The following is a 24376-nucleotide window of genomic DNA, read 5'->3' as shown; positions in this document are numbered from 1 at the left end:
CCGGCCGTGACCGCTGAACCGGATCTGCGCATCCACTTCCTCGACCACCTGATCCCGCGTGCCACCCCCGGCGACTACCGGGTCGTGGTCAAGAACACCCTCAGCGACCCCGGCGGCGAACTGGACGCCCAGGACAAGCTGCCCCCGTCCGAGGAGACCTTCGAGATCAAGGCCGTCCGCTTCGTGCTCAGCGAAGCGTCCGTCCACGCCTACTACCCGCCGCGCGAGAGCACCGGCGCCTACACCAGGACCCTGCCCCACATCACCCTCAGCCGGTCGATCCTGCCCTGGGAACGCAACCTCGCCGGAACCCGCGCCGAGCAGCCCCCGGCCCGCCCGCCCTGGCTCGCCCTGCTCGTCTTCGGCGAGAACGAACTGCCCGACGATCCCGCCGCGTCCGGGGACACCGTGCTGCGCACCGTCGAGGAGCTCCGCAACCCTGCCGAGGCGGGGGTCAAGGGCCCGAACCTGCCGTCCGGCGGCGTCGACGAGGCTGAGGCCCGGAGCAAGTGCCAAACCATCGACGTCCCGGCGGACCTCTTCAACGCGGTCGCCCCGCGCGAGAACGAGATGTACTACCTCGCCCACGTCCGCAAGGTCGTCGACGCGAACAAGACCCGGGCCGACGGCGAAGTCCTCGAAGAAGGCGAGTACGCGGTCGTCAACGCCAACCGCTTCCCCCGCAACCCCGGTAACTACGCCGTCCACCTCGTCTCCCTCGAAGGCTTCGAGGGCCGCCTGTCCGGCACCCTGCCCGACGGCACCACGGCCGTCCGCCTGTGCTCGCTGCACAGCTGGAGCTTCACCAGCAGCGAAGGGCCCGCCGCCGACCCCGGAGCGCTGCTGGAGAGCCTCGTCGCCCCCGGCGCCGCGGACCCGGAAGACCTCGCCCTGCGGCTGCCGGTGACCGCACCGGTCACCGACGACACCGAGGACGACTACGTCCGCGACCGCCTTGCACTCGGCTACACCGCCGTCCCGCAGCTGACCCTCTCCGGCGAACGCACCTTCGCCTGGTACCGCGGCCCTGCCACCCCGGTCACCGCTTTCGACGTGCCCACCGAGCACAGCCCCGGCCCGCACACCACCTCCGACCACGCGCTCATCTACGAGCCCGAGCACGGGATCTTCGACGTCAGCTATGCCGTCGCCTGGACTCTCGGTCGCACCATCGGCCTGGCCGACCCCGAATACACCACCGCCGTCAGCCGGGCCCGCCGCGAACTCGCCAACCGGGCGACGACGCTGATGGCGCTGGCCGGAGATCCGGCGCGCGCCTCGGTCGACCCGGATGCCCCGCCCGCCCTCGGCGCGCTGCGCGAACTCGCCTCCGCAGGCTTCCGCGAGCGGCTCAGCACCGGGCTCAAGAGCCCCCAGCTCCCGGACGACGCCGGACGCAGGACACCGCAGCTGAGAGTGACACGTACACAGTCAAGGTCCGTGCTCGCGGAAGAACGCGCCGTCTCCCTGCTGCGGACCACCGCGGAACGCAACGCCGAGGCCATCGCCGCCTGGCAGGCCCGCCTCGGCCTGCTCCAGGGCGTGCCGTTCCACCACCTCGTGCCCGACCCGCGCATGCTGCCCCTCGAATCCCTCCGGATGTTCCGCCTCGACCAGGGCTGGCTGGACGCGCTCGTCGCCGGAGCCGCCGACGTCGGCGTGCACACCTCCGTCGACCGCCGCCTCGCCACCGAACTCAACCGGGCCACCGCCCGGTCGGGCAGCGCGAAGCGGGCCGCCGGCGGGCTGCTCATCCACTCCGAACTCATCCCCGCCTGGCCGGACATCAAGGTCAACGCCTACCTCAAGGACGGCACCGTCCTCACCGAACTGCGCCGCGCCAAACCGGACAGGAGGATCCTGCTCGTCCTCTGGGACGGCGTTCCCGACAAGGTCGTCATCCGCGAACCGGGACAGGGCATCCACTACGGCATCGACGCCGGGAACCGCCTCGGCCTGCGCAGCCTGGCCGCCGACCCGCCGATCGGCACCCCGCTGGAGACCTACTACCCGGCCACCGGCAGCCTCTTCGACCTCCACCTGCGCTCCAACCCGGACGCCGGACCCGCGGTGCTTCAGATGTTCGGCACCGGCGGCCTGGTGCCCGCCCTGGCCCGGGAATTCGGGCTCACCGACCTGGATCCCGGACAACTGGCCCTGGAACTCGTCAACGCCCCGCTGGAACAGGAAATCCTCAGCCCCACCGGCACCCCTGCCCGGACGGAGACCGCCTGATGAGCACCACGGACCTGATCGTCCCCGTCAAAGTGAACGCCCTTGTCGTCAACCGGCTGACCCGCACCGCCGAGACGTTCAACCGGTGGACGCCGAACTTCGACGCCATGATCGAGGAGAGCGCGGGCGCGGAGCCGCCCCCCGGCGTCGGCACCGAGACCATGGGCCCGGACAGCGAAGGCGTCTATGTCCACTGGCAACTGCCCGAGGCGCTGGCCAACGGGCACTACGACCAGACGACGGGGGAGACGACCTTCCCCTTCGTCCCCAACCGCTGGCTGGTCGTGCGCTACAGCACCACAGCGGCGGCGACGGACCGCAAGGCCGTCGGGTGGATCGTGCAGAGCGACTACCTGGAGAGCCGCCCGGTCCAGGACGCCGACGGCAACGACGTCTACGGCACCAACAAGCACCCGAACCCCGATTCGCCGGAGGGCGCTCCGCTGGAGCTGACCTTCCTCGGCCGCCGCCACGACCTCACCCAAGCGCCGTGGACCGAACCACCCGCCCAGAAGCCGCACCTGACCGCGGCCGGGCCCGGACTGCCCGGCTTCGCGGCCTACCAGCCGTACAACAAAGACGTGTTCTCCCTCCACGACACCCTTGAGGACCTCAAAGGCGACCTGGACAACTACCCGCCCGACGCGACACTGAGCTACTTCGTCGTCGGCTGGTACAGCGACGACTCACTCGACTACCTCAACCACGCCGCCTCCGTACCCGGCCTGCTCCCGCCGGACGCGAGCGGGACGGCCGACCTCCTCGAAGCACTCGGCTGGGACACCCCCGAAGGCACCGCCGCCGACGCCCTGGACCGCACCCTCTACAGCGGCTCGGCGCTGGGAGTCGACTGGCAACGCGAAGGCGCCACCTATGAGTCCGACAAACCGAGCAACATCGAACTCAGCAAGATCCTCACGCTGGGCAGCAGCAGCGCCGAAGCCCTCGGCCGGCTGGCCGCCCGCCAGACCCGGTCCGCGCGCACCGGGGACCTCGTACGCTCCCTCTTCCACGGCACCCTCGAAACACTCGACACCGCCGACGGCGAAGAGGACCTCGACACCCTCACCCATCACTCCTGGTTCTCCGGCTCCGACGGCGGCCATGCGTGGAAGGTGACCGCGCGCCCCGTCGAAGGCGACGACGAGCTGCCGCCCCCGCCGCCGGAACCCGGATGGCTGACCGAACTCAACGATGTCCAACGGCAGTACGACGACCTCACGCCCAGGCTCCGCCGCTCTCAGCAGCGCCTGTGGAACATCTGGTGGCTGCGCAACAAGCCGGTTCCCCCGTTCACCCCTGAGCACCCCGCCGGGTTCGACGCCGCAGCTGATGTCCAGCTCAACGAGAGCGATGCGACGAGTCTGGCCGGGCGGACCAAGGCTTTGCTCGACGAACAGTTCGTCCTGTTGAGGCAACTGCCCACCGGAGGCACCCCGGAGGAACTCGCGGCCGACATCCGGAAGTACGCGACCGAACGCGGACTCGACCCGCGCTACCAACTGGAGCGCACCGCCCGCGAGTCCTACTACCGCCCCGCCGACCCGGTCGTGCTCATCAAGGACACCGGCGCCAAGGAACCCCTCACCCGGGACACCCCACTGCCCTGCCGCCTTCCCGAGGCCCTGATCACCCGGATCACCGTCGGCGGCAAAACCTACGACCGGCCCACCACTCCGCCCAGTCCGGGACTGGCCGGACTCCCCGACGCCTGCACCCCGCTGCTCGCCGAGTTCGCCCTCCTGGACCAGGTGGCCCGGGTCCCCGGCGCTCTCGACGCGGCTCTCAAGGACCCCGCCGCCGTCACCGGGCCCGTCCCCGAGCACACCGCGCCATGGCGGCAGCCCTGGCTGCCCATGCACCTCGAATACGAACTGAAGTACTGCCCCACGCCCTTCCAAGCCGACGACACCACCTACTGGACCTTCAACGGCAGCCGCTACGAATGGTCCGGCCAGGGAGCCCAACCTGGCGGCGGCGAAGCCAACCTGCGGTGGCTCACCTTCAAGAACCGGGCGTTCCTCACCCCGAGCGCGCCGTTCGTCCTGCAGAAGCAGATCGACCGCTACCTCGACACCTACTCCGGCGCCCCCACCGAAGGCCTGCTCGCCCTGCGCGAGGAACTCGGCGACCCCGGAATGCTCTCCCAGCGCCTCGACGGCTTCCACGACTGGCTCGTCCAGCAGGACGGCACCGCCAGGACCACCGTGCATGTTCCCGAGGCCACCGCCAGGCTCGTCGGCGACGTCCAGAGCGTCCCGGAAGGCGGCCCGCTCGAACCGCCCGCCGACGACCCCGGAACACCGTTCCAACCGGTCCGTGCCGGCCAGTTCGCCTTTCACGACCTGCGCATCGTCGACCGCTTCGGGCGCACGTACGACATCGTCAACAGCAACAACTACGAACAGGTGTCCCTCACCCTCGCCGAGAGCGTTGCCCCTGACAGCGTCCTGCACGAGGACCTCATCGGCACGGCCCGCTTCGTCCAGCTCGGCCCGCGTCTCCTCCAGGGCGCCCGCGTCCGGCTGGAGACCGTACGCGCCGTGGACGGACAGCGGCTCTCGCCGATGGCCCGCGCGGCCACGACGGAAAACCCCCTGGCCGGCTGGCTGCTGCTCAACCATCTCGACCAGACCCTCGTCGTCCACGGACCCGACGGCGTCTCCCTCGGCGAACTCCGCGTCGTCAAGGACATCGACGGCGCGGACGACAGCGTGTGGCTACCGCTCCCCGGCTCGCCCCATCCCGACGTCGACGCCCAGGAGTTCGAGGACGCCATGCCGCACCTAGCCCGGTTCGTCCGCACACTGAAGGACAAACCCGCCGCCGCACTCACCGGTCTGCTCGACACCATCGACCAGACCCTCGACACCATCCTCGACGACGCGGCCCAGGAGGACGGCTCTCCACTGCGGCTCATCGGCCGCCCGCTCGCACTGGTGCGCGCCGATCTGGGCGTCGAGCTCGAAGGGCCGCTGCTGAGCAACCCGAGCTGGGACCAGGTCCTCGGGGAGTCGGAGGAGGAGTACGACGGCTACCGTTGGCCGGTCCGGCTCGGCAACGAAAGGCGGCTTGGCGACGGCCTCATCGGATACTTCGCCGGGGCGACCGGGCCCGACCAGGAGACCTCGTACGAGCTCTTCCACGCGGTCATGCCCCAGGGCGGCGAAGGCTATCTGGCCCCGATCGACAAAGGCCACGGCCTGGCCGTGCCCGCGCGCACCCCGGACCAGCCGGTGACGCACCACCTGACGCTGCTGATGGATCCGTACGCGGCGGTGCATGCCACCACGGACATCCTCCCGGTGACCAAGGTCCAGCTGCCCGACGACCTGGTGTCCGAGGCGATGCGGCGGATCCGGGCATCGTTCCGGCTCGGCCCACTGCTGGCGGCCGAACGGGTCGACAAGGCCGAGGAAGCTCGGCGGGCGCGGGCAGGGGAGGAGCCGACGGAGGCAGGTGTGGTGCTGCCGCAGCCCGCGTCGTGGCACGGAGCGTGGAGTTGGGCCGAGCCGCGCGGGTCGGAAACCGAGTGGGTGGAGCTGCCGATCGTTCCGGCTGATTCCGCGGCGCACTTTGGCGATCCGCAGTCGGAGGCCCGGTATGGATACCTGCTGCTCGACGCGACCGAGACTTCCTGAACCTCCGCTCACAGAAAGGCTGTTGCATGAGCGTCGTCATGGTGAACGCCACCAACCTGCTGCCGTACGAACCGTCGACCGACCCGAAGCCGTTGCGGGTGAGCTCCGCCGAGGAAACCGAATACGGCTCCGTCAACATCAATGTCGGCGGCGGGATCACCACGTCGGCCTGGTGCAACAAAATCACCGTCCGGGTGCCGGTCGGCGCGGGGGCCGAGCACCTCACCACCGAGGGCGGCGACATCAAGACCGGTGCCAGCACCGGCTGGACGCCGTCCGCCCCTACCGTTTCCGGCGGCTTCGCGGTCATCACCTTCACCCCGGCCCGCGCGGTGCAGTTCACCGGGCAGATCGTCACCCTCACCCTGTCCAACATCGCAGTCAACCGCACGGCGGGTCAGGTCTCCATCGCGATCGTCGAGAGTTCGTCAAGGACAAACGGGAGTTTCACCAACAAGGACGCCGCGGTCGAGGTGGACAAGTTCCCGGCCGGGTTCGTGTTCCGGAATTTCGCGCCCGAGAAGATCATGGTGGAGAACGGTGAGGTCGCCGTGCTCCGCTGGGAGGGCTCGGACGCGAAGTACACGATGCACTGGGGCGACACCCCCGCCGGAGTCTCCCTCGACCAGGAACGTGTCTGGTCCACCCCGCGCGGTCTGACCACCGTCACCGGTTTCATGCTGCGCGCCGAAGTCACAGCGGGCGGCGTGACCCTCACCCACACCCTGACCACGGCGGTCACCGTACGCATTCCTGACCTCGTCGTCAGGAACCTCACCGTCCAGGGCCCGGCCACATTCGCCGACAGCGTCAGCCTCAGCAACACCGCCAAGGACCTGACGGTCGCCGGATCGGTGCGGGGTGCGGGCAGCAACCCGCTGCGGGTCAGCCAGAACGCGGGCCTGAAGGTCGACGCGGTCCTGAACGTCACCGGGGCGAGCACCTTCAACGGCGACGTGACTGCCAACGGCTTTGTCGCCGCTGTCGGGGCCGGGAAGTTCGTCCGGATCGCCGAGCTCCGCGGCCCGTACGGCGAACCGCTCAAAATCAACAGTCACGTCAACGTCTTGCCCGGCAACAGCGTCACCATCACCGACAATCTCACCGCCAACGGCAATATCAAGGCCGGAGGAAATCGGGTGCTCCGGGAGGGCGACACGCTCCGCTTCGTAAGCCACATGGATAGGTACCTGCAGGAGGGTCCCGACTATGGCGGCGAGAAGGAGGTAGCCCAAACCTCTAGGACCCGCTATACAAACGCCCGTTGGAGGGCACAGCATGTCTCCTCTGCCAGCTCGTTTGGGGAGGAGCCGGAGGGAAAACAGGAGCCGGAAGACCGCGCACAGGATGAACGGACTCTCACCGCAGACCCGGAACTCTGACCCGGCCGCTGGGGTGCGCCGGCGCAGCTCACGCCTTGGCCCCGGTCACCGTCAGTTCTGCCGGCGCGGGCACCATTCTGGTCGGTGATGTATTAGAGGGTGTCCCGTAAATGCTTTGGGGCATCCTGGTCGACCTGCTCGTTTGCTGTCATCCGGTGAGGGTGAGGTTGTACAGGCGGGCGATGCCGAGCATGGCGTGGTGGACGCCGTCGCCTTTGAGGCGGCAGTCGCGGAGGATCTTCCAGCTCTTCATGCGGGCGAAGGTGTGCTCGGCGCGGGCGCGGACCTTGCGGTGGGAGGCGTTGTGTCGCTCCTTCCAGGTCGGCAGCTCGTCGTCCTTGTGCCGGCGGTAGTGCGGGATGGTCAGGCCGGTGCCACGGTAGCCGCCGTCGACGATTACTGCCGGGGTGGTGCCGACGGCGGCCTGCGCGCCGGACTCCTCCCAGGCCCGGCAGTCGTTGCGGTTGCCGGGCAGCGCCTTTCCGACGGCGACGACCAGGCGGGTGTCGGCGTCGATGACCACCTGGTGGTTGGTGGAGTAGCGGTAGTTCTTCCCTCTACGGCGCGTGCCACAGCACCCTGCCGCTATCCGCCGGGGGTGACGAGCCCCGATTCGTACGCCACCACTACCGCTTGCGCCCTGCTGCCCAGGTCCAGCTTGGTCATCGTGCGGTTGAGGTGGGTCTTGACGGTCGCCTCGCTGATGTAGAGGCGGTCCGCGATCTCCAGGTTGGACAGGCCACGTGCGATCAGTTTCAGGACCTGGAGCTCGCGGGAGGTCAAAGCACGCAGGTCCGCGGGCTGTTCGCTGGCGGTCTGGCGGGCGTACGCCTCGACCAGGCGGCGGGTGACGCTGGGTGCGAAGAGCGCGTCACCACCGGCGACCGCGGCCACCGCGGCGAGCAGCCGTTCCGGACCGGAGTCCTTGAGCAGGAACCCGCAGGCTCCGGCGCGCAGCGCCCCGTACACGTACTCGTCGAGGTCGAAGGTGGTCAGCACCAGGATCCGGGGCGGGGGCTCGGCGGCCTCGGCGAGGATGCGTTCGGTGGCCTCGATGCCGTTCATACCGGGCATCCGGACGTCCATCAGGATCACCTCGGGGGCGGTCTCGGCGGCCAGCGCCACGGCCTCCGCGCCGTCGCTGCCCTCACCGACCACCTCGATGCCGGGTGCGGCGCGCAGCAGCCCCACCAACCCGGCCCGGATCAGGAACTGGTCGTCCACGACGAGCACTGTGGTCATGTGGTGGCGTCGTCCCCCCGCCCTGCTGCCCGCGCGGAGGTCGGCAGGGTCAGCCGCACGGCGAAGCCACCTTGCTCCTGCGGGCCGATGCTGATCTGCCCGCCGTAAAGCTTGGCCCGCTCCCGCATGCCAAGCAAGCCATGCCCTCCGTCGCTCCGTACTCTGTCCGGAATCACCCCCTCTCCATCGTCCGTGACCGAAACAGCCACCTGATGCGGCTCATACCTCAGCCGTACTTCCGCACGCGCGCCGGCCGCGTGTTTCACGACGTTGGTGAGCGCCTCCTGCACCACCCGGTAGGCGCACAGTTCCACGCCGGGAGCCACGGGGCGCGGGGTGCCCTCGACGGTCACGGTGACCGGGACCCCGCCGGCGCGAACGCGTTCGGCCATCTCCCCGAGGCGGGCCAGACCCGGCATCGGGCCGACCGGGGCACCACCATCGTCGTCGGCGCGCAGCACCATGAGCATGCGGCGCAGCTCGTCGAGAGCCTCCTTGCCGCTGGCGTCGATGGTGTCGAGCGCGGTACGCGCGGTCTGGCGGTCGGTGTCGAAAACGAACCGGGCGAGACCGGTCTGCACGGAGATCACGGACATGTGGTGGGCAACCACATCGTGCAGCTCTCGGGCGATCCGGCCGCGCTCCTCGGCCACCTCGCGCCGGGCCCGCTCGGCCTGTTCCCGGCGCAGCTGCCGGGTCAGCTCGATCAAGCGGCGGGCGACGACGCCGAACCGCCACAGCACCGCCGGATAGACCACGGCCTGCCCGACGACGGACGGCCATGAGTCTGTGTGACTCACCGCGCCCGCGTAGATCCAGACCCCGCCCATCAGCGCGGCGCAGGGGACAGAGACACGCAGCGCTCGCAACGAGGCGACGGTGTAGACGGCGAGCATGGGGCCGAAGCTGCACACCACGGCCCAGTAGCCGGCGGTGACGTACACCAGCCAGGTCGCGTGCACGAGGCAGCAGACCACGACAGGGGCCCGGCCGCGGAGCACGAGCGGCAGATGGACCAGGACAACCAGCGCATAGGCGGTCGCGTCGAGCGGGTTCTGCCCCTGGCGCGCGGCCTCCGGTCCCAGCAGCAGGGCCACACTGGTCAGCGCCGCCGCGATCAGCGCGTCGACGGCGAGGGGGTGGATCCGCATCGCAGCAGCGTAAGGCCGGTTCCGGTGGATGGGCGTCAAACGTCCGCGGTACCACGGAAGTCGCAGGAACCGGACGGCTACCGCGCTGGTCTGCACGGGAGTTCAACCCCGCGTGGGACGCGGGCCGTACAGGGCGGAGCGTACGTTCTGGGATCACAAGGATCCACCAGGGACGGGCTCCACAGCCCTTCACCTTTCCTCACGGGGGAACCATGCCTGCACGAATCCCATTGCGTCTTACGACCGCGTTGACTGCCACCGCGCAGCGGTGGCGATCAGCGGCCTGACGGCCGCGCCCGCATCCGCATCCGCCGGCAACAGCTACACCGGAGCCGCCTACGCAAGCGGCGAAGACGGCTTCTGAAGCGCCCGTGACCTGTCCTGTTCCATGCCCGGGACACGGCTGCTGTGCAACAACCCCGAACCCAGTGAACTCGATCCAGGACGCCCCCAGTGGCCGCCCTGACGGAGAAACAGGTGAGTGAACCGCCACGGTTCACGTAGCCCGTGGGCACACGGCCCCAATCGCAGAACACCGCAACAATCAGAGGGGAAATCAGTCATGCCTTTCCTGCGCACCCGCACACGCTCTGCGGCACTTGGCGTCGCCATTGCCGCGACGGCAACACTGTTCGTCGGCGGCACGGTTCAGGCCGCCCCTGCACAGACCAGCCAGCCGGACGTATCCGTTCAGGGATACATTCCTGGCAAGGACGTAGTGGTCGGGCAGTGCAAGGGGTGGCTGAACAAGAGGACGTCCGACGGATACGTCCAGGCCCTCGGACAGTCGTGGAACAACCATGAATGCCTCTTCGTGTTGCAGCGCAAGCGGGTGGGATCCGGCGGTTACGACTGGAAGGCCGTCTCCAACGCGTACTGGATCCTGAATTCCAAGGACGCGACCGGATACCACTGGAACGGAACGAACGCAGGCTCTCGCGTCTGCCTGTGGAATTACACGACCGGCGGTTCCGCCTGTGGTGACGCCGCCTGGTAGAAACCGGCAGACGTACGACGACCCGGCCCGTGACCGTACGTCAGGCCCTTCAGCGATCGAACGGCTTCTGGAACGCGCCATCAACCACCTGCCCGTCCTGATCGCGGACACCCTCGCTGAGGAGCGCGCCTGACGCAGGGCCAGCACAGCAGCAACACGAAGCCCCGGGTACTGAACTCGGGGCTTCTGTGCTGAGGTTCACCGGTACCAGCGGCCGGTGCCCCAGGCCTCGAGTTCGTCGATGCGGCCGAGTTTCTTGACGTCGACGTGGATGAGTTCGCCGGGCCGGTCGCGTTCGTAGCGGCGGATGAGCTGTCCGGTGGGCCGGTCCATGTGCACAAGCCGGTCCAGGCCGTGGCGGGTCAGGATGCGGTGCATGGTCGAGGCGGGCAGACCCAGGACCGGGCCGACGGGCGGGGCCGACGGGCGGGCCGAGTTTGCGGTCCTGGCAAAGCCGGCACATGCGGGCCTGCACCACTACCGCCGTGCGGTGGGGTGTCGTCAGTGGACGGCTGGATCGGTCGTGCAGCCTCGGTGGCAGCGTCGATCATCTGGACGAGACCGACCACGCCGTCGCGGGCGTCCGTTCCTTCCCCGCCTACCCGAGTCCACCGAGACGGAGGGCGTTCCTCATCTCGCTGAGCTTCGCGGTCGTCGCCGGGGTCCACTCCTTCGCCCGCTCACCAAGACGGAGGGCGTTCTCAATCTCGCTGAGTTTCGCGGAGGACAGAACGCCCGCTCGCTCGATCAGGTCGTCCCGGGACACTGTGGTCAGCCACGTGCAAGGAGTAAAGCCCGGACGCGGGAACGCGAACCGCAGCACCCCTTCAAAGGGCAGTCCTTCCACGGCGCCTACCGCCACTTCGACGCCCAGGCCGGTGATGTCGACACCCGCGGGAGCAACGACCTGCACTACCCGGATCCCGGACGCGTCGTCTCCCGACAGCAGTACGACCGGCCGCCGCTCGTCGAACTCCACCCACCAGACTTCGCCACGTTGCACATGTCCTCCTGACACAAGAACGGCGGCCGGACGCTGCGCGACCCTGACGCGCTGTGGAGACAGGTGCGGCCCCCCGTTGATCATCAGTGTGTGAAGACAAACGATCACACGGTGGCCCCAGGTCACAGCGTAGACCCTGCCCGCTGGCAGGAGGCGTTCGAGGGCCTGATGAGCCGGACAGGTGGACGGTTCACGCGGGTCGAACCCCGGGCGCCGGGCACGGCAGTTGGTGCTCGGGCTGCTGTCGGACCGGCCGCGCAAGAACTGCTGGACCATCGCCGAATGGGCCGGGGAGAGGACCCCGGACGGCATGCAGCATCTGCTGGGGCGGGCCAAGTGGGATGCCGACCGGGTCCACGACGATGTGTGTCACTACGTGGTGGACCACCTGCACGACGACCAGGCGGTACTGGTGGTTGACGAGACCGGGGACGTGAAGAAGGGCACCGACACGGTCGGCGCCCAGCGCCAGTACACCGGCACCGCGGGCAGGATCGAAAATGCCCAGGTCGCCGACGACGAGATCTACGGCGGCAGCCTCACGCTGCGAACCGCCCTGGAGGAACGCGGCACCGGCTACGTCCTCGCGGTGGCCCGCTCGCACGAAGTCACCACCGGTGCGGGGAAGTTCCGTGCGGACATCTCAGCCCAGAAGGTGCCCAAGCGGGCCTGGCAGAAGCTCTCCGCAGGGGCCGGGGCCAAGAGCCACCGCTTCTACAACTGGGCAGTCATCGACCTCGCCGACCCCCGCCCAGGGAGTCGTCAGCTACTGATCCGCCGTAACCGCAGCACCGGCGAACTCGCCTACCACCGCTGCCACTCGCCCGCGTCCGTGCCGCTGACCGTACTGGTCCAAGTCGCTGGATCAAGATGGCGGGTGGAGGAGTTCTTCCAGTCGGGCAAGGGCCTGGCCGCACTCGACGAGCACCAGGTCCGCCGCTATACCTCCTGGTCCCCCTGGGTCACCCTCGCCATGCTCGCGCACGCCTTCCTCGCCGTCGTACGCGCAGACGAGCACACCCGCCCCGCACCCAATGCCCTTACTCCGCTCACCTGCAACGAGATCCAGCGCCTGTTCATCACCCTCGTTGTCCGACCCGTCCACGATGCCGCCCACCGGCTCGGTTGGTCCGACTGGCGGCGCCGCCACCAGGCCCGATCCCAGGCCAGCCACTACCGGCAACAAGCCACTCAGGAACAAAGATCGCGACCTGGCACGGCGTCACCTACGTTGAATGGGCTGACGCGGATGACGGCCGGATGCATGGGCATGTTCAGGATCTACGTTTTTGTTCAGCGATGCCCCAGTTGGGGAGGCTTCACGGCTGGGTGCGTCGCTCGGCGGCATGGAACGCGGGCGCGAGCGGGGTCAGCGCCGCACGGAGCTGGTCGGGCAGCGAACCGGAGGGCACGACCAGCCCTCCGGCGTCGAAGCTCCCGACGGCCTCTGCGTTCCCGGCCGGCCGGAGCCAGCCTTCCAACGCGATGCGAACCGCCGCGGCCACACTTGCCGCGAGAACGCGGGCTGTGTGCGCTCCGGCGTCACCCAGGCGTTCGGCGATCACCGCTGTGAGAGGGGGCTCGATGTCGGCGGTGGTATCGAGGAACGCGTCGCGCAGCGCGGTCCGGGTGGTGATCAGCAGCAGTGCCTCGTGTTCGCGCTCGCCGGTGTTCGTGTACTGCTCGACCACTGCTTCGGTGATGGCGTCGGCCAGGCGCACTCCTGCGGGCCGGGTCGCGACCGCCGCTGCGATCCGCGCCTCCCGGTCCGCGGTGACAGCGGAGACGATCGCCTGCTCGCGGCTGGCGAAGTAGTTGTTGTAGGTGCGCGGTGAGACCCCGGCGGCCTCGGCGATGTCCTCGACCCGCACCTGGTCCGGTCCGCGCTCCACGGCCAGGCGCAGGGCCGCCTCGCGTAGTGCCTCGCGCGTGGCCTGCTTCTTCCGCTCCCGCAGCCCTGGTGGTCGTGTCGTCATGGTGTCAGCGTTCCACACAGGATGCGTGCACGCAAACTTGCGTGCACGCATGTTTCCTGTCAGCCTCGACTCGCCCGAGACCGACAGAGAGGCCGTCAGCATGCGAGCTAGAGGAATGACCTACGACACCGGATTCGTCGTACACGGCCAGATATCCCGCGAGCACTTGGACTCCGCGGTGGTCCGGCGCGAGCTCGCCATCATCCGCGACGACCTGCACTGCAACGCGGTCCAGATCATCGGCGGTGACCCGGACCGACTGGAGCTGGCCGCCGGTGCCGCCGCCGAACTCGGCCTGGAGGTCTGGTTCTCGCCCTATCCGCTGGAGCTGGATCCGGAGCAGATCCTCACGCTCTTCCGCGACTGCGCCGAGCGAGCGGAACGACTCCGGCAGCAGGGGGCCACAGTCGTGTTCGTCGCAGGGGTCGAGCTGAGCGTGATGAACCGCGGGTTCCTGCCCGGAAGGAACCCCGAGGAGCGGGTCGAGCAGCTGATGAGCCAACCCGAGCGGCGCGCCGAAGCGATGAGCGAGCTCGGCGTGCGCTTCAACGCATTCCTCCGCGACGCCGCGACCACGGTCCGCGAGCGCTTCCAGGGCAGACTCACCTACGCATCCATCCAGTTCGAGCAGGTCGACTGGACTCCCTTCGACATTGTGACGTTCGAGCTGATCCGCTCCGCCGAGGTCGCCGACCGGTTCCGGGACGCGGTGCGCACCCTGGCTCAAGGCCCGAAGCCGCTCGCTATCACTGGGTTCGGCACCGCGGCCTACCGCGGCGCGGGAGACCGCGGTGGGCGGGTGCTGGAAGTGGTCGAGCACGACCCAGAGACCAAGGCCCCTGTACGGCTGAACGGCACATACGAGCGTGACGAGGCCGGCCAGGCCGCATATCTGAGCGAACTGCTGGAGATCTTCGAGACCGAGGGCGTGGACAGCGCGTTCGTGTTCCTGTTCGCCTTGCCTGGCTACCCGCACCGCCCGGACGGCGACCCCAGGGACGACTTGGACCGAGCCGGCCTGGGCATCGTCAAACTCCTCGAAGGGCGCCGGGGACAGACCTACCCCGACATGGATTGGGAACCCAAGGCCGCCTTCACGGCAGTGGCGCAGCGGTATCGGAGGTGACAGGCCCCGCACACGGTGACCACGGCTCGGGATCTGCACCGCGCCGCAGTGCAGATCCCGAGCAGCTGGAAGCGGTATGTGCCGAGCTCGCCGCAGACCTTGCGCCGGTCTACCGCCGCCGCGACCTGCGGGCCATCGGCGTGTTGTACCTACGCGGGTCACTGATGCCGGGCGTTGTGGGCAACTGCTGGTCGATCGCGGAGGCAGTGAGCCTGGGGCAACTGCTGGTCGATCGCGGAGGCAGTGAGCCTGGACCGGCCGTATCGCCGGCACCACCTGCTCGAACGCGCCCGCTGAGAGGAGGACACCGCGACAGACCTGGTGCGCGCGTTCCTGACCCGGCGCCTCGGCGACCCCGGCGGGAACCTGCTCACCACGCGCGTCTGCGACCTACCGCCGTCGGCGCGCCCGGCTGAGAGAAGTCTCAGCCGGGCGCTTGACTGGATACCGGCCTCTATTGACTGCCCGTCAGATCTCGGCAGTCAGGTGGTGGGATGTACCGGGCCGGTGCTTCTGCGCTGCCGCGGCGACCCGCTCATCTGAGGTGTTCAGCAGGGGAGGGTGGTCTTGCCGGCAGCGCCGGTGGCGCCGGTGATGCCGTCCGCGGTGAACGTGGCGGCGGTGCCGTTGCCGCCGGGCTTGCCGGGACACACCGGGCTCGCGGCGCCGCCGGCGCCGCCGGTTCCGCCCGTGTGGCCGCCCCCGACCGTGGAGGCGCCGCCGTTGCCGCCCTTACCGCCGGAGATGCCGGCCCCAGCGTCGCCGACGCCGCCCACACCACCCTTGCCGCCGGTGCCGCCGAGCTTGGCCGCTCCGCCGTAACCGCCGTTGCCGCCGTTGCCGTTGGCGCCCCCGGCGCCGCCGGTGCCCCCCTTGCCGCCGACACTCGCGCTGCCGTCAGCGTTGCCGCCGTTACCGCCGATACCGCCGTTGCCGTTGGCGCCGGCAGCGCCGCCGGTTCCGCCCAGTCCGCCGAGGCCGCCATTGATCCCTATTCCGTTGATTCCGTTCAGGCCGGGGAAGCCGAGGATGCCGAAGCTGCTCTGCGTCCCGATGCTGCCCACCTCAGCACGGGAGGCTGCCGAGGCGAGGGTGGGGGCGCTGAGGCTGACGACGGCGATCGCGGCGACCAGGAGGGTCCGGGGAACAGCAGGAGTGCGCGTGAAGCGCATGAGGGCGACCTCTCGATTTGCGCGACCGGAGATGCTCCCCGGCCGACACACCATCAACGTAGGCCGCAACGGCCCCGCCCCGCGTTCCACGGAATGATCCAATGGCTTCAAATGAACTAGTTGCGCAAAAATGGCTTTAATGACATTTGTTTCGTATTCATACATCCTCAAACGGCGGACCGCCGAGCGTGACCCCGGGCCGGCAACAGCAGGACAATGATTCGCGCGACCACGCAACGCTGGTGGGCCGCCTGCCGTCGGTCGGATCCTCGGTGAACCGCAGAACCGCCACCAGCGACAACGGCCGCGTCCCTCGCGGCCTTCCCGGAAAGCGCGTCGGAACACGCGCAGTCCCGGCAACGAGCCGAGCGGGACGTCGCGACCCTGGTACGCAGGGCCCAGGCGTCGGGCGCGCTGCGGGCCGATTTCCACCCTTCCGACCTCGCCGTGGTCCTGTTGGCACACTGCGGTCTGGTGGCCGCCCTACCTGATGATGGTGCAGCGTCTCGGCGCCTAGTGGCCTATCCGCTCCAGTCGTTCCACACCGACTGCGCTGATACTGCGCAGCCTCCCGATCAGCCGGAGGTCCTCCGGCTGGTGCAGACCGGCGACGAGGGTTGCTGTCGTGGTCCGGGGTGAACAAGTCGCCGTCGACCAGGGTCCGGCAGCGGCTCGGTTGGCCGTGACGCGGGCTGTTCCGGTCCCTGGCCCGGCCGGACAGGATGCTGTTGGCCGTACCCGAATCTGCGGGCAACCACGACACTCCTCTCACGCCGTCCCGGACGTCGCGATCGGTGGGTTCAAGGATTCCGAGCGCATCGTCTGCGACGCCCTGGACGCCCACGTCGGGACCGGCACGCTCTTACCGGCTGACCGAGGACTGTGGGCCTGGCCCGCTGGCACCGGCTCCGGGACCAGGACCAGGACCAGGACACGAACCTGCTGTGGCGAGCGAGTGGTGTCGACATCCGGACACCATTACTGAAAACGATTGTCATCATGTTACGGTCGGCGCACCGTCTCCATTGACCACCCCTTTACCCGGAGTGCTCCGTGCGCCTGTCCGCCCGTCCCCTCCCCCTGTCCGCGGTCGCCGCGGCTTCCGCCCTGCTGCTCACCGGCTGCTTCTCGGAATCCGCTGCGGAGGACTCCACGAGCGGCGGCGGCAAGCGCATCCGCGTGGCGATGCTCCAGCCGCCCCGTACCGGCCTCTCGCCGCTCTCCGACGACGCGTTCAAGCTGGCGCGCTGGTCGACCGCCGAGACGCTGGTGAAGCTCGACGACGACGGGGACGCCCAACCCGCCCTCGCCACCAAGTGGCAGCAGAGCGGCAGGACCTGGACCTTCGAGATACGCAGCGGGGTCACCTTCCACGACGGTACGAAGCTCACCGCCGAGTCCGTCGAACGGTCCCTCACCGAGGCCGCCACCGCTTCCCCCAAGCCGCGCATCCTCGACGGCGTGGACCTGACGGTGAAGGCCGACGGAGACTCGGTCGCCGTCACCACCGCCACCGATGACCCACTGCTCCCGCTGCGGCTCAGCTCGCCGCAGCTGTCGATCCTGGCGGCGAAGGCGTACCGGGGGAAGGTCGTCAGCCCGGTCGGCGCCGGCACCGGTGCCTTCGAGCTGACGAAGGTGAACGGCACTTCGTCCGCGACCCTCGACCGCTACGAGGACTACTGGGGCGACAAGGCCAAGGCCCCCGGAATCGACGTGAGGTTCGTGCCGGACGGCACCGCCCGCGCGGCCGCCCTGCGCAGCGGCGAGGCCGACGTCGTCGAGGCGGTGCCGGTGTCACAGGCCTCGCTCCTCGACGACGACCTGATCACCGAGGTTCCGATGCCGCGCACCAACACGCTCTACCTGAACACCGAGAGCGGCCCCTTCACGGACGCCTCACTGCGGGCCGCCGCCCGCGAGGCCATCGACGCCGAGTCGATCGTCAAGGGCGTGTACGAGGGCCGCGCGGACGTCGCCGAGGGCCTGCTGGGACCCGCCCTCCCGTGGGCCGCTGACCTGCGGAAGACGGTCGAGCGAGTCAAGGCCGGTGACCCGGACGGGAAGACCATCACCATCGGCACGTACACCGACCGCACCGAGCTTCCCGAGGTGGCCCAGACGCTCCAACAGCAGCTCCAGAAGGCCGGTTTCAAGGTGAAGCTGGACATCCGCGAGTACGCGAACATCGAATCGGACACGCTGGCCGGCGAGTTCGACGCGTTCATCCTGTCCCGGGCGACCGTCCTCGACTCTGGCGACCCGGCCGCGTACCTCTACAGCGACTTCGCCTCCAAGGGGTCCTTCAACATCTCCCAGCTGTCCGACAAGAAGGTCGACGCGGCGCTGGAGAAGGCCGCCTCGACGAAGATCGGTGACCCGCGCCGCAAAGCCCTCATCGAGGCGGAGGCCGCGGTGCTGGCCACCGACGCCGCGATCCCGATGCTGCACGAGCGCGTGATCCAGGGCGACGCGGCCGGTGTCGTGGACGTCGAGCACGACCCGCGCGAGGTCGCGCTGATCACCGCGGACACGTACGTCAAGTGATGTTCGTGAAACGCTTGTCGGCTACCTCTGTGACTCCTGGCAGCCGGGCCGCTCTCACCCGGCTCGGCTGCCTCGCCGCGCTCCTCGCCACCGTCGGACTGCTCCCCTGGCTCTCCGGCCGCGACCCCGCGCTCACAGTCCTGCGCGCCCGTTCCGCCGAACAGGAGGGCACACCGGAGGCACTGGCCGCGATCCGCGCCGACCTCGGCCTGGACGCGGGACCCCTCGCCCTGCTGGGGAATTGGGCGTCCGGTGTGCCACGCGGCGACTTGGGCACGTCCTGGGTGTCGGGCACCGATGTCCTGCCGTCGGTCGTCTCCGGACTCCAGGTGTCCCTCGCGCTGATGGGCGCGGCACTCGGTGTCGCGCTCCTGGTGACCTGCGTCTTGGTCGCTCCGGTTCTCGTACGAGGCCGGGGGTCGGCCGGCGGGTTCGCCGCGATGCTCGCCGCACTGCCCGAATTCCTGCTCGCCACCGCCGCGTTGCTGGTCTTCGGCGTGTGGCTCGGCTGGCTGCCGACCTCCGGCTGGCAGGGACCGCAGTACATGGTGCTGCCCGCCGTCGCCCTCGGCATACCCGCCGGCGGACTGCTCGGCCGCCTGGTCGCGGACGCGCTGCCCGCCGTCCTGGAGGAGCGGTGGGTGGAGCTGTGGCGCGGGGCGGGCGTCAGCGGCCTCCGGATCTCGGCGGCGGCCATGCGTCGCGCACTGCCGCCACTGGTACCGCAATTCGGGATGGCCGCCGTCGGACTGACCGGCGGCGCGGTCGCCGTGGAACTCGTGTTCGCCGTCCCTGGCATCGGGCGTACGGCGCTGGGGGCAGCCAGATCGCAGGACCTGCCGCTGCTCCAGGGTGCCGTTCTGGCACTGCTCGCGCTGGGCCTGGTCACGGGTGCGGTGGCGGCCCTCGTACGGCGTCGGCTGCTGGGGCCGGCCCTGCGCGACGCGGGACTGACCCTGCCGGCGGCCCGCCCGGTCCGCGCGCACCCGGCCGTTCCCGTGACGCTCGGGGTGGTGCTCCTGACCTGCGTCGGCTGGGGACTGCTGCGCGACCCGTACACGGTGGACACGACCGCCCGCCTGCAAGCCCCGTCCTGGGCGTACCCCCTCGGCACGGACGGGCTCGGCCGTGACGTGCTGGCCCGGCTGGGGCACGGCGCGGCGTCGACGATCGGCACGGCGGCCGCGGTCGGCCTGGTCGGCCTGGTCCTCGCACTCGCCCTCGGTTTCCTGCCGGCCGTGACCTCCGGGGCCTCGGACATCGCCAACGCGCTGCCGCCGGTGATCGCCGGCATCCTGGTCGCGGCCGTGGTCGGCCCCGGCACGGGTGGAGCCGCGCTCGCCGTCGCCCTTCTCTCCTGGCCCGCGTTGGCCGCCCACGCCGCCGCGCTGGTCCAAGAGGTCCGCGCCTCGACGTTCTTGTCTGCTCAACGGGCCATCGGCGCAAGCCCGTGGTGGATCCTCACCCGCCATGTCCTGCCCTCCGTGGCGGCTCCGGTCACCCGTCACGCGCTCCTGCGCCTGCCCGGCATCGCCCTGGCCCTCGCCTCCCTCGGCTTCCTCGGCCTCGGCGCGCAGCCGCCCGCGCCGGAGTGGGGCCTGCTCCTGGACGAGTCCCGCGCATATGTGGAACGCGCCCCGTGGGCGGCCCTGTCGCCGGCGGTCGCGCTGGCGCTGCTGGCGGGGCTCGCCGTGTCGTCGGCGGCGTACGCGGAGGGCGGGGCCAGGGCCGGCTCGCCCTTGCGCAGCCGTTTCACCTTCGCCTTCCCCGCTCTGCGTCCGCGTGAGGAGTCCCCCCGTTGAACCCCGACGTCCTCCTTACGGTCCGGGACTTGCGCGTCTCCTTCGGCGCCGTCGAAGCCGTACGGGGCCTCTCCTTCGACGTCCGCGAGGGTGAAGTCCTCGCAGTTGTCGGCGAGTCGGGCGCGGGCAAGTCCCTGACGGCCCGCGCCCTGCTGGGCATGCCACCGCGGGAGGCCACGGTGACGGGCAGTGTGCGGATGGGTTCGCACGAACTGGTCGGCGCTCCTCGTTCCGTACGCGCCGCGCTCTGGGGACGTCGCGTCGCCCTCGTGCCGCAGGACGCGCTCTCGGCGCTCTCGCCCGTGCATCCGGTCGTCGACCAACTCGCCGCCTCCCTACGCTCCGTGCACCGCGTCTCCCGCAAGGCGGCGCGCGCCAGGGCCGTGACCGCGCTGGAGGAGGTCGGCATTCCGGCCGACCAGACCCGGGCCTACCCGCACGAGTTCTCGGGCGGCATGCGCCAACGGGCCGTCATCGCCATGGCGATGCTCCACTCCCCCGCCCTCGTGATCGCCGACGAACCGACCACGGCTCAGGACCCGCAGACCCAGCGCCAGATCCTGGACCTCCTCGCCCGCAAGAGCGAGGCCACGGGCACGACCCTGGTCCTGGTCACCCACGACCTTCCCACCGTCCGCGAACACGCCGACCGGGTGCTGGTCATGTACGCGGGCCGGCTGGTCGAAGAGGGCCCGGTGGACGAGGTGTTCGCACGTCCCCGGGCTCCGTACACGGCGGGTCTGCTGGCTTCGGTTCCGGTGGACGAGGAAGCAGCCATGAGCGAGGAGGGGTCTACGGCCCCGCCTGGTGTGCCGTCACATGGCGTATCCGGGCCGGACCGCCCCCTCGCCCGGCGACGGCGTCTCCCCTCGATAGCCGGCGCACCTCCCGCTCCCACCGAGATCCCGCCCGGCTGTCCCTTCGCCCCGCGCTGTCCGCTGGCCGACGCGGACCGCTGCCGTACGGAGCGGCCCGAGCCGGAGGTCCACGACGGCCGTACCGTCGCCTGCCACCGCTGGCGTGAACTCCCCGACCACCCAGCCGACTTGTTCTTGGAGTCCGCGTGATGCCCCTTCTGGACGTACGCGATCTGGTCGTCCGCCACGGCCCCCGCACCACCGTGGACCACGTCTCCTTCGACATCGCCCCCGGCGAGACCCTCGGGCTCATCGGCCCCTCGGGCTGCGGCAAGTCATCCACAGCCCTGGCCGTGCTCCAGCTGCGTCGCCCCGACGAGGGTGAAGTGTGGTTCGACGGACAGGAACTGACCTCGCTGAACGAACGGCGGCTGCGGCCGCTCAGGTCGGCGATGCAGCCGGTGTTCCAGGACCCCTACGGATCGCTCAGCCCCCGCCACCGCATCCGCGACGCGATCGCAGAGCCCCTGCGTGTGCAGGGCAGTTGGAACCCGACAAGCGGCCCTGAGCGCGTGGCGGAGCTGCTGGAGCAGGTCGGCCTCGATCCCGCCCACGGCGACCGGCGCCCGCACGAGCTCTCCGGCGGACAGTGCCAGCGTGCCGGAATCGCCCGCGCGTTGGCCGGAGAGCCGAAGCTCCTGGTGCTCGACGAACCAGTCTCCGCGCTCGACCCGTCCCTGCGCGCGGGGATCCTCAACCTGCTGGCCGAACTCCAGGAGCGCCTCGGCCTCGGGTATCTGTTCATCTGCCACGACATGGCGCTCGTACGCCACTTCTGCGACCGCGTCGCGGAGATGCGCGACGGCCGGATCGTCAGGACCGCTTCGGTGCCGTCCCCGCGAGCGTCGCCCGGCAACGCACCCGCTCCCCCTCCAGTGGCGCGGCCCGCAGGCGCGTGGCCGCCGTCTCGCCCGGGCAGGTGAGGGGTGTGGCCGACCAACCGGGCGGAGTCGGCGACGACGGCGATGCTGCTGGTGTTGTGCGGCAGCTCGGCGAGCACCGGGGTAACCGATCCGCCGAACGTCGGCCAGCAGTCCGACGAGGTTGACGACCCATGCACCCACGGCTCCCCGAGCGCCAGGCGTATTGCCGGTCACCGCGCTCACCAGGCTCTTGGGTCAGTCCTTGACGGCGACGAGGACGTGGCTGTCGCCGAACTGCCAGACCGGGGTGATGTGATGAAAGCCCACCTGTCGCAGCAGTTCGGTGTGGCGGGTGAGGGTCAGGGCGTTGTCACTGCCGCCGTGGTTGCCGTGCGCGGCGGCTTGTCGCTGCTCACGTTCGGTGAACAGGTCGGCCAGTTCAGGGTCCTGGGCCGCCGCGGTCCACCAGGAATGCCAGTCCTCGTGGGCGTGTGTGCGGGAGCGCTCGGCCCGGCGGCGTCCGATGTGCGCGGTGAGGTCCGAGCAGGGCGGCCCCTCCTGGGCGAAGTGGTCGCCGTTGACGAGAACTCCGCCGGGGCGCAGCAGGGCCGCGAGCTGCTGGTAGACGCGCAGCAGGACCGGTTCGCGGAGATAGTGCAGGGCGGTGGTCGAGACGGCAGCGTCCAGGGGTCGGTTCAGACCGAGAGCGTCGGTCCATCCGTCGCCCCCGATGGCGATCTCCTCGTAACGGGCGACGGACGCGTGGTGGGTGCGGGCGAGTTCCAGGAGCAGCGGGTCCATGTCCACGGCGACGATCTCGGCGTCCGGCATGCGTGCGGCGAGCCGGGCGGCCAGGGATCCGGGTCCGCAGCCCAGGTCGAGGAGCAGGGGTTGGGGCCGGCCGGCCGTGACGTGCTCGACGACATCCGCGATCACCGTGAAGCGCTCTTCCCGGTCGATGGCGTACCGCTGCTGCTGACGCTCCCAGCGCTCCACCCACAGTTTGGCCGTCGCCATGCTCACGCCCATTTGGTCGTGCCACCTCTGCCGTCTCGACGTTCCTGGATCACGGCCGACTCTACAGGTGAAAACGATTCCCATTCGCTTTGTCGACCCGATTCAGCACAGCGAGGCGAGGACGGACAGCAAACGGTCGATTTCCTCCATCGTGGTGTACGCGTGGACGCTGACCCGTACCGAGGCGGCCGTCTCGTCCGCGCCCGCCTGGCAGAGGCTGTCGGCCCGGACCATGAAGCCCTGGCTGAAGAGGATGAAGCCGAGGTCGTCGGAGGGGATGTCGTGGTGCCGGAAGGAGACGATGCCGTGGCGGCGCTGTACGGCGGAGCCGGCGGCCAGACTGGCCTGGCAGCCGCGGATCTCGTACGGGGCGAGGCGGCGCAGGCCGTCGGTCAGCCGGGCCGCGAGCGCGGTGGTCCAGCGCGCGATCCGGTCCGTGCCGGCCGCGTCCAGCCAGTCGAGTGCGGCTTCGAGGGAGGCGATCCCCACGGTGTTGGGGGTGCCCTGCCAGCCCCCGGGGCGGAACTCCGCTCCGCGGGCGGGTGAGTTGCGGGCCCAGACGGCCCCGGTGCCGGGCAGGGCGAGCGCCTTGTGGCCGGAGAAGACCACGAAGTCCACGTCGAGTTCGGCCACGGACACCGGCAGATGGCCGATGCTCTGGGCGGCGTCGAGACAGATCGGCACGTCCGGGCCGACGGCCTCGCGGAGGCGGTGCACGTTCATGTCGCCGCCGTAGACGTGATGGATGTGCGTGACGGCGACGAAGCGGGTGCGCGGGCCGATGATCCGGGGCAGCGCGCGATGGTCGTAGTCGCCGGACTCCGCCTGGTACGGCAGCCCGCGCACCCGTATGCCGATGCCCCGCTCGGCCAGTAACCGCTGGGCCTCCAGCCAAGGGGTCAGGTTCGCCTCGTGATCGGCATACGGGACGAGGATCTCGTCGCCGTCCGTGAGGCGCGAACTCAGCCAGTCGCGGGCCACGGCCCGAAGCCCTTGCGTGGTGCCGCTGACGAAATGCACGCCGGATCGCTCCGGGGCGGGGTCGCCGAGGAACTCCCTGACGCGTCGCCTCGTCCGTTCCACCAGCTCCGTCGTCCGGTTGGCCCACGGATAGGTGCCCCGGCCGGCATTGGCGTTCGATGTCGTGAGATACGAGTGGACGGCGTCGAGCACGGCCTGCGGCTTTTGCGCGGTGGCGGCACTGTCGAGGTAGGCCAGCTCCGGATGCCCGGTGATGATCGGGAACTGGCTCCGTACCTCCTGCTGCCAGGGCGCCAGATCCTTCAGTTCGTCGTCGAGCATGGC

General features: G+C 70.0%; 16 protein-coding genes and 4 pseudogenes. 11 read left to right on the top strand and 9 right to left on the bottom strand.

Annotated features, from left to right (window positions below; translation table 11 throughout):
* Positions 1-6: 6 nt before the first annotated feature.
* The 3 genes from ACWD0J_RS26305 to ACWD0J_RS26295 are packed head-to-tail and all read left to right on the top strand — an operon-like array spanning position 7 to position 7258.
* On the top strand, positions 7-2235 hold the full coding sequence (locus tag ACWD0J_RS26305) for a hypothetical protein (RefSeq protein WP_451498301.1): 2229 nt from the start codon (positions 7-9) through the stop codon (positions 2233-2235).
* Positions 2235-5876 carry a hypothetical protein gene (locus ACWD0J_RS26300; protein WP_451498300.1) on the top strand — a complete coding sequence of 1214 codons (3642 nt, stop codon included), beginning with the start codon at positions 2235-2237 and terminating at the stop codon, positions 5874-5876. Before ACWD0J_RS26305 ends, ACWD0J_RS26300 begins: the two co-directional genes overlap by 1 nt.
* Before the next feature lie 26 nt (positions 5877-5902).
* Positions 5903-7258 carry a hypothetical protein gene (locus ACWD0J_RS26295; RefSeq protein ID WP_451498299.1) on the top strand — a complete coding sequence of 452 codons (1356 nt, stop codon included), beginning with the start codon at positions 5903-5905 and terminating at the stop codon, positions 7256-7258.
* A gap of 148 nt (positions 7259-7406) precedes the next feature.
* Here the strand turns inward: ACWD0J_RS26295 and ACWD0J_RS26290 are convergent.
* The 3 genes and pseudogenes from ACWD0J_RS26290 to ACWD0J_RS26280 form a co-directional block, all read right to left on the bottom strand.
* Positions 7407-7817, bottom strand: a pseudogene (locus ACWD0J_RS26290) (transposase); the annotation flags it as partial.
* A gap of 26 nt (positions 7818-7843) precedes the next feature.
* Positions 7844-8500 carry a response regulator gene (locus ACWD0J_RS26285; protein WP_451498298.1) on the bottom strand — a complete coding sequence of 219 codons (657 nt, stop codon included), beginning with the start codon at positions 8498-8500 and terminating at the stop codon, positions 7844-7846.
* Positions 8497-9651: a sensor histidine kinase gene (locus tag ACWD0J_RS26280; protein WP_451498309.1), complete on the bottom strand. Its 1155-nt coding sequence runs from the start codon at positions 9649-9651 to the stop codon at positions 8497-8499. Before ACWD0J_RS26280 ends, ACWD0J_RS26285 begins: the two co-directional genes overlap by 4 nt.
* Before the next feature lie 562 nt (positions 9652-10213).
* Between ACWD0J_RS26280 and ACWD0J_RS26275 the strand changes: the two genes are divergently transcribed.
* The gene (locus tag ACWD0J_RS26275) at positions 10214-10648 is read left to right on the top strand and encodes a hypothetical protein (protein WP_451498297.1); all 435 of its coding nucleotides are present in this window, start codon (positions 10214-10216) and stop codon (positions 10646-10648) included.
* Between the two features lie 234 nt (positions 10649-10882).
* On the opposite strand, the pseudogene ACWD0J_RS26270 reads toward ACWD0J_RS26275, so the two are convergent.
* Positions 10883-11183, bottom strand: a pseudogene (locus tag ACWD0J_RS26270) (IS481 family transposase); the annotation flags it as partial.
* A gap of 63 nt (positions 11184-11246) precedes the next feature.
* The gene (locus ACWD0J_RS26265; RefSeq protein ID WP_451498296.1) at positions 11247-11651 is read right to left on the bottom strand and encodes a type II toxin-antitoxin system PemK/MazF family toxin; all 405 of its coding nucleotides are present in this window, start codon (positions 11649-11651) and stop codon (positions 11247-11249) included.
* 168 nt (positions 11652-11819) lie between these two features.
* On the opposite strand from ACWD0J_RS26265, the pseudogene ACWD0J_RS26260 reads away from it, so the two are divergent.
* Positions 11820-12846 (top strand): annotated as a pseudogene (locus ACWD0J_RS26260) (transposase); the annotation flags it as partial.
* Positions 12847-12970: 124 nt separating this feature from the next.
* Here ACWD0J_RS26260 and ACWD0J_RS26255 read toward each other — a convergent pair.
* A complete protein-coding gene (locus tag ACWD0J_RS26255; RefSeq protein WP_451498295.1) occupies positions 12971-13627 on the bottom strand; it encodes a TetR/AcrR family transcriptional regulator in 657 nt (218 codons plus the stop codon).
* A 115-nt stretch (positions 13628-13742) separates the two neighbouring features.
* Here ACWD0J_RS26255 and ACWD0J_RS26250 point away from each other — a divergent pair, with 115 nt between their 5' ends.
* Positions 13743-14753 carry a hypothetical protein gene (locus tag ACWD0J_RS26250; RefSeq protein ID WP_451498308.1) on the top strand — a complete coding sequence of 337 codons (1011 nt, stop codon included), beginning with the start codon at positions 13743-13745 and terminating at the stop codon, positions 14751-14753.
* A gap of 548 nt (positions 14754-15301) precedes the next feature.
* On the opposite strand, the gene ACWD0J_RS26245 is transcribed toward ACWD0J_RS26250, so the two are convergent.
* Positions 15302-15925: a hypothetical protein gene (locus ACWD0J_RS26245; RefSeq protein WP_451498294.1), complete on the bottom strand. Its 624-nt coding sequence runs from the start codon at positions 15923-15925 to the stop codon at positions 15302-15304.
* 303 nt (positions 15926-16228) lie between these two features.
* Between ACWD0J_RS26245 and ACWD0J_RS26240 the strand changes: the two are divergent.
* The 5 genes and pseudogenes from ACWD0J_RS26240 to ACWD0J_RS26220 form a co-directional block, all read left to right on the top strand.
* Positions 16229-16564: pseudogene (locus ACWD0J_RS26240) on the top strand (SbtR family transcriptional regulator); the annotation flags it as partial.
* Between the two features lie 414 nt (positions 16565-16978).
* A complete protein-coding gene (locus ACWD0J_RS26235; protein ID WP_451498293.1) occupies positions 16979-18472 on the top strand; it encodes an ABC transporter substrate-binding protein in 1494 nt (497 codons plus the stop codon).
* Between the two features lie 29 nt (positions 18473-18501).
* Positions 18502-20274 carry an ABC transporter permease subunit gene (locus tag ACWD0J_RS26230; RefSeq protein WP_451498292.1) on the top strand — a complete coding sequence of 591 codons (1773 nt, stop codon included), beginning with the start codon at positions 18502-18504 and terminating at the stop codon, positions 20272-20274.
* Positions 20271-21341 carry an ABC transporter ATP-binding protein gene (locus ACWD0J_RS26225; RefSeq protein WP_451498291.1) on the top strand — a complete coding sequence of 357 codons (1071 nt, stop codon included), beginning with the start codon at positions 20271-20273 and terminating at the stop codon, positions 21339-21341. Before ACWD0J_RS26230 ends, ACWD0J_RS26225 begins: the two co-directional genes overlap by 4 nt.
* Positions 21341-22114 (top strand): ATP-binding cassette domain-containing protein, encoded by a 774-nt coding sequence (locus tag ACWD0J_RS26220; protein ID WP_451498290.1) that lies wholly within the window; start codon positions 21341-21343, stop codon positions 22112-22114. The genes ACWD0J_RS26225 and ACWD0J_RS26220 overlap by 1 nt, the downstream gene beginning before the upstream one ends.
* 195 nt (positions 22115-22309) lie before the next feature.
* On the opposite strand, the gene ACWD0J_RS26215 is transcribed toward ACWD0J_RS26220, so the two are convergent.
* Positions 22310-23083 carry a class I SAM-dependent methyltransferase gene (locus tag ACWD0J_RS26215; RefSeq protein WP_451498289.1) on the bottom strand — a complete coding sequence of 258 codons (774 nt, stop codon included), beginning with the start codon at positions 23081-23083 and terminating at the stop codon, positions 22310-22312.
* 90 nt (positions 23084-23173) lie between these two features.
* Positions 23174-24373: an aminotransferase class V-fold PLP-dependent enzyme gene (locus tag ACWD0J_RS26210; protein ID WP_451498288.1), complete on the bottom strand. Its 1200-nt coding sequence runs from the start codon at positions 24371-24373 to the stop codon at positions 23174-23176.
* Positions 24374-24376 lie beyond the last annotated feature (3 nt).

Source organism: Streptomyces sp. NPDC003011 (genome assembly GCF_053591515.1).
Note: the sequence above shows the minus strand (reverse complement) of the source record. Positions and strands in the feature narration are given on the sequence as shown.

What these genes read in the sequence shown, in the direction of transcription:
- ACWD0J_RS26300 (WP_451498300.1), top strand. Translation starts at nt 2,235, where the DNA reads ATGAGCACCACGGACCTGATCGTCCCCGTCAAAGTGAACGCCCTTGTC.
- ACWD0J_RS26295 (WP_451498299.1), top strand. Translation starts at nt 5,903, where the DNA reads ATGAGCGTCGTCATGGTGAACGCCACCAACCTGCTGCCGTACGAACCG.
- ACWD0J_RS26285 (WP_451498298.1), bottom strand. Translation starts at nt 8,500, where the DNA reads ATGACCACAGTGCTCGTCGTGGACGACCAGTTCCTGATCCGGGCCGGG.
- ACWD0J_RS26280 (WP_451498309.1), bottom strand. Translation starts at nt 9,651, where the DNA reads ATGCGGATCCACCCCCTCGCCGTCGACGCGCTGATCGCGGCGGCGCTG.
- ACWD0J_RS26275 (WP_451498297.1), top strand. Translation starts at nt 10,214, where the DNA reads ATGCCTTTCCTGCGCACCCGCACACGCTCTGCGGCACTTGGCGTCGCC.
- ACWD0J_RS26255 (WP_451498295.1), bottom strand. Translation starts at nt 13,627, where the DNA reads ATGACGACACGACCACCAGGGCTGCGGGAGCGGAAGAAGCAGGCCACG.
- ACWD0J_RS26250 (WP_451498308.1), top strand. Translation starts at nt 13,743, where the DNA reads ATGACCTACGACACCGGATTCGTCGTACACGGCCAGATATCCCGCGAG.
- ACWD0J_RS26245 (WP_451498294.1), bottom strand. Translation starts at nt 15,925, where the DNA reads ATGCGCTTCACGCGCACTCCTGCTGTTCCCCGGACCCTCCTGGTCGCC.
- ACWD0J_RS26220 (WP_451498290.1), top strand. Translation starts at nt 21,341, where the DNA reads ATGCCCCTTCTGGACGTACGCGATCTGGTCGTCCGCCACGGCCCCCGC.
- ACWD0J_RS26215 (WP_451498289.1), bottom strand. Translation starts at nt 23,083, where the DNA reads ATGGGCGTGAGCATGGCGACGGCCAAACTGTGGGTGGAGCGCTGGGAG.
- ACWD0J_RS26210 (WP_451498288.1), bottom strand. Translation starts at nt 24,373, where the DNA reads ATGCTCGACGACGAACTGAAGGATCTGGCGCCCTGGCAGCAGGAGGTA.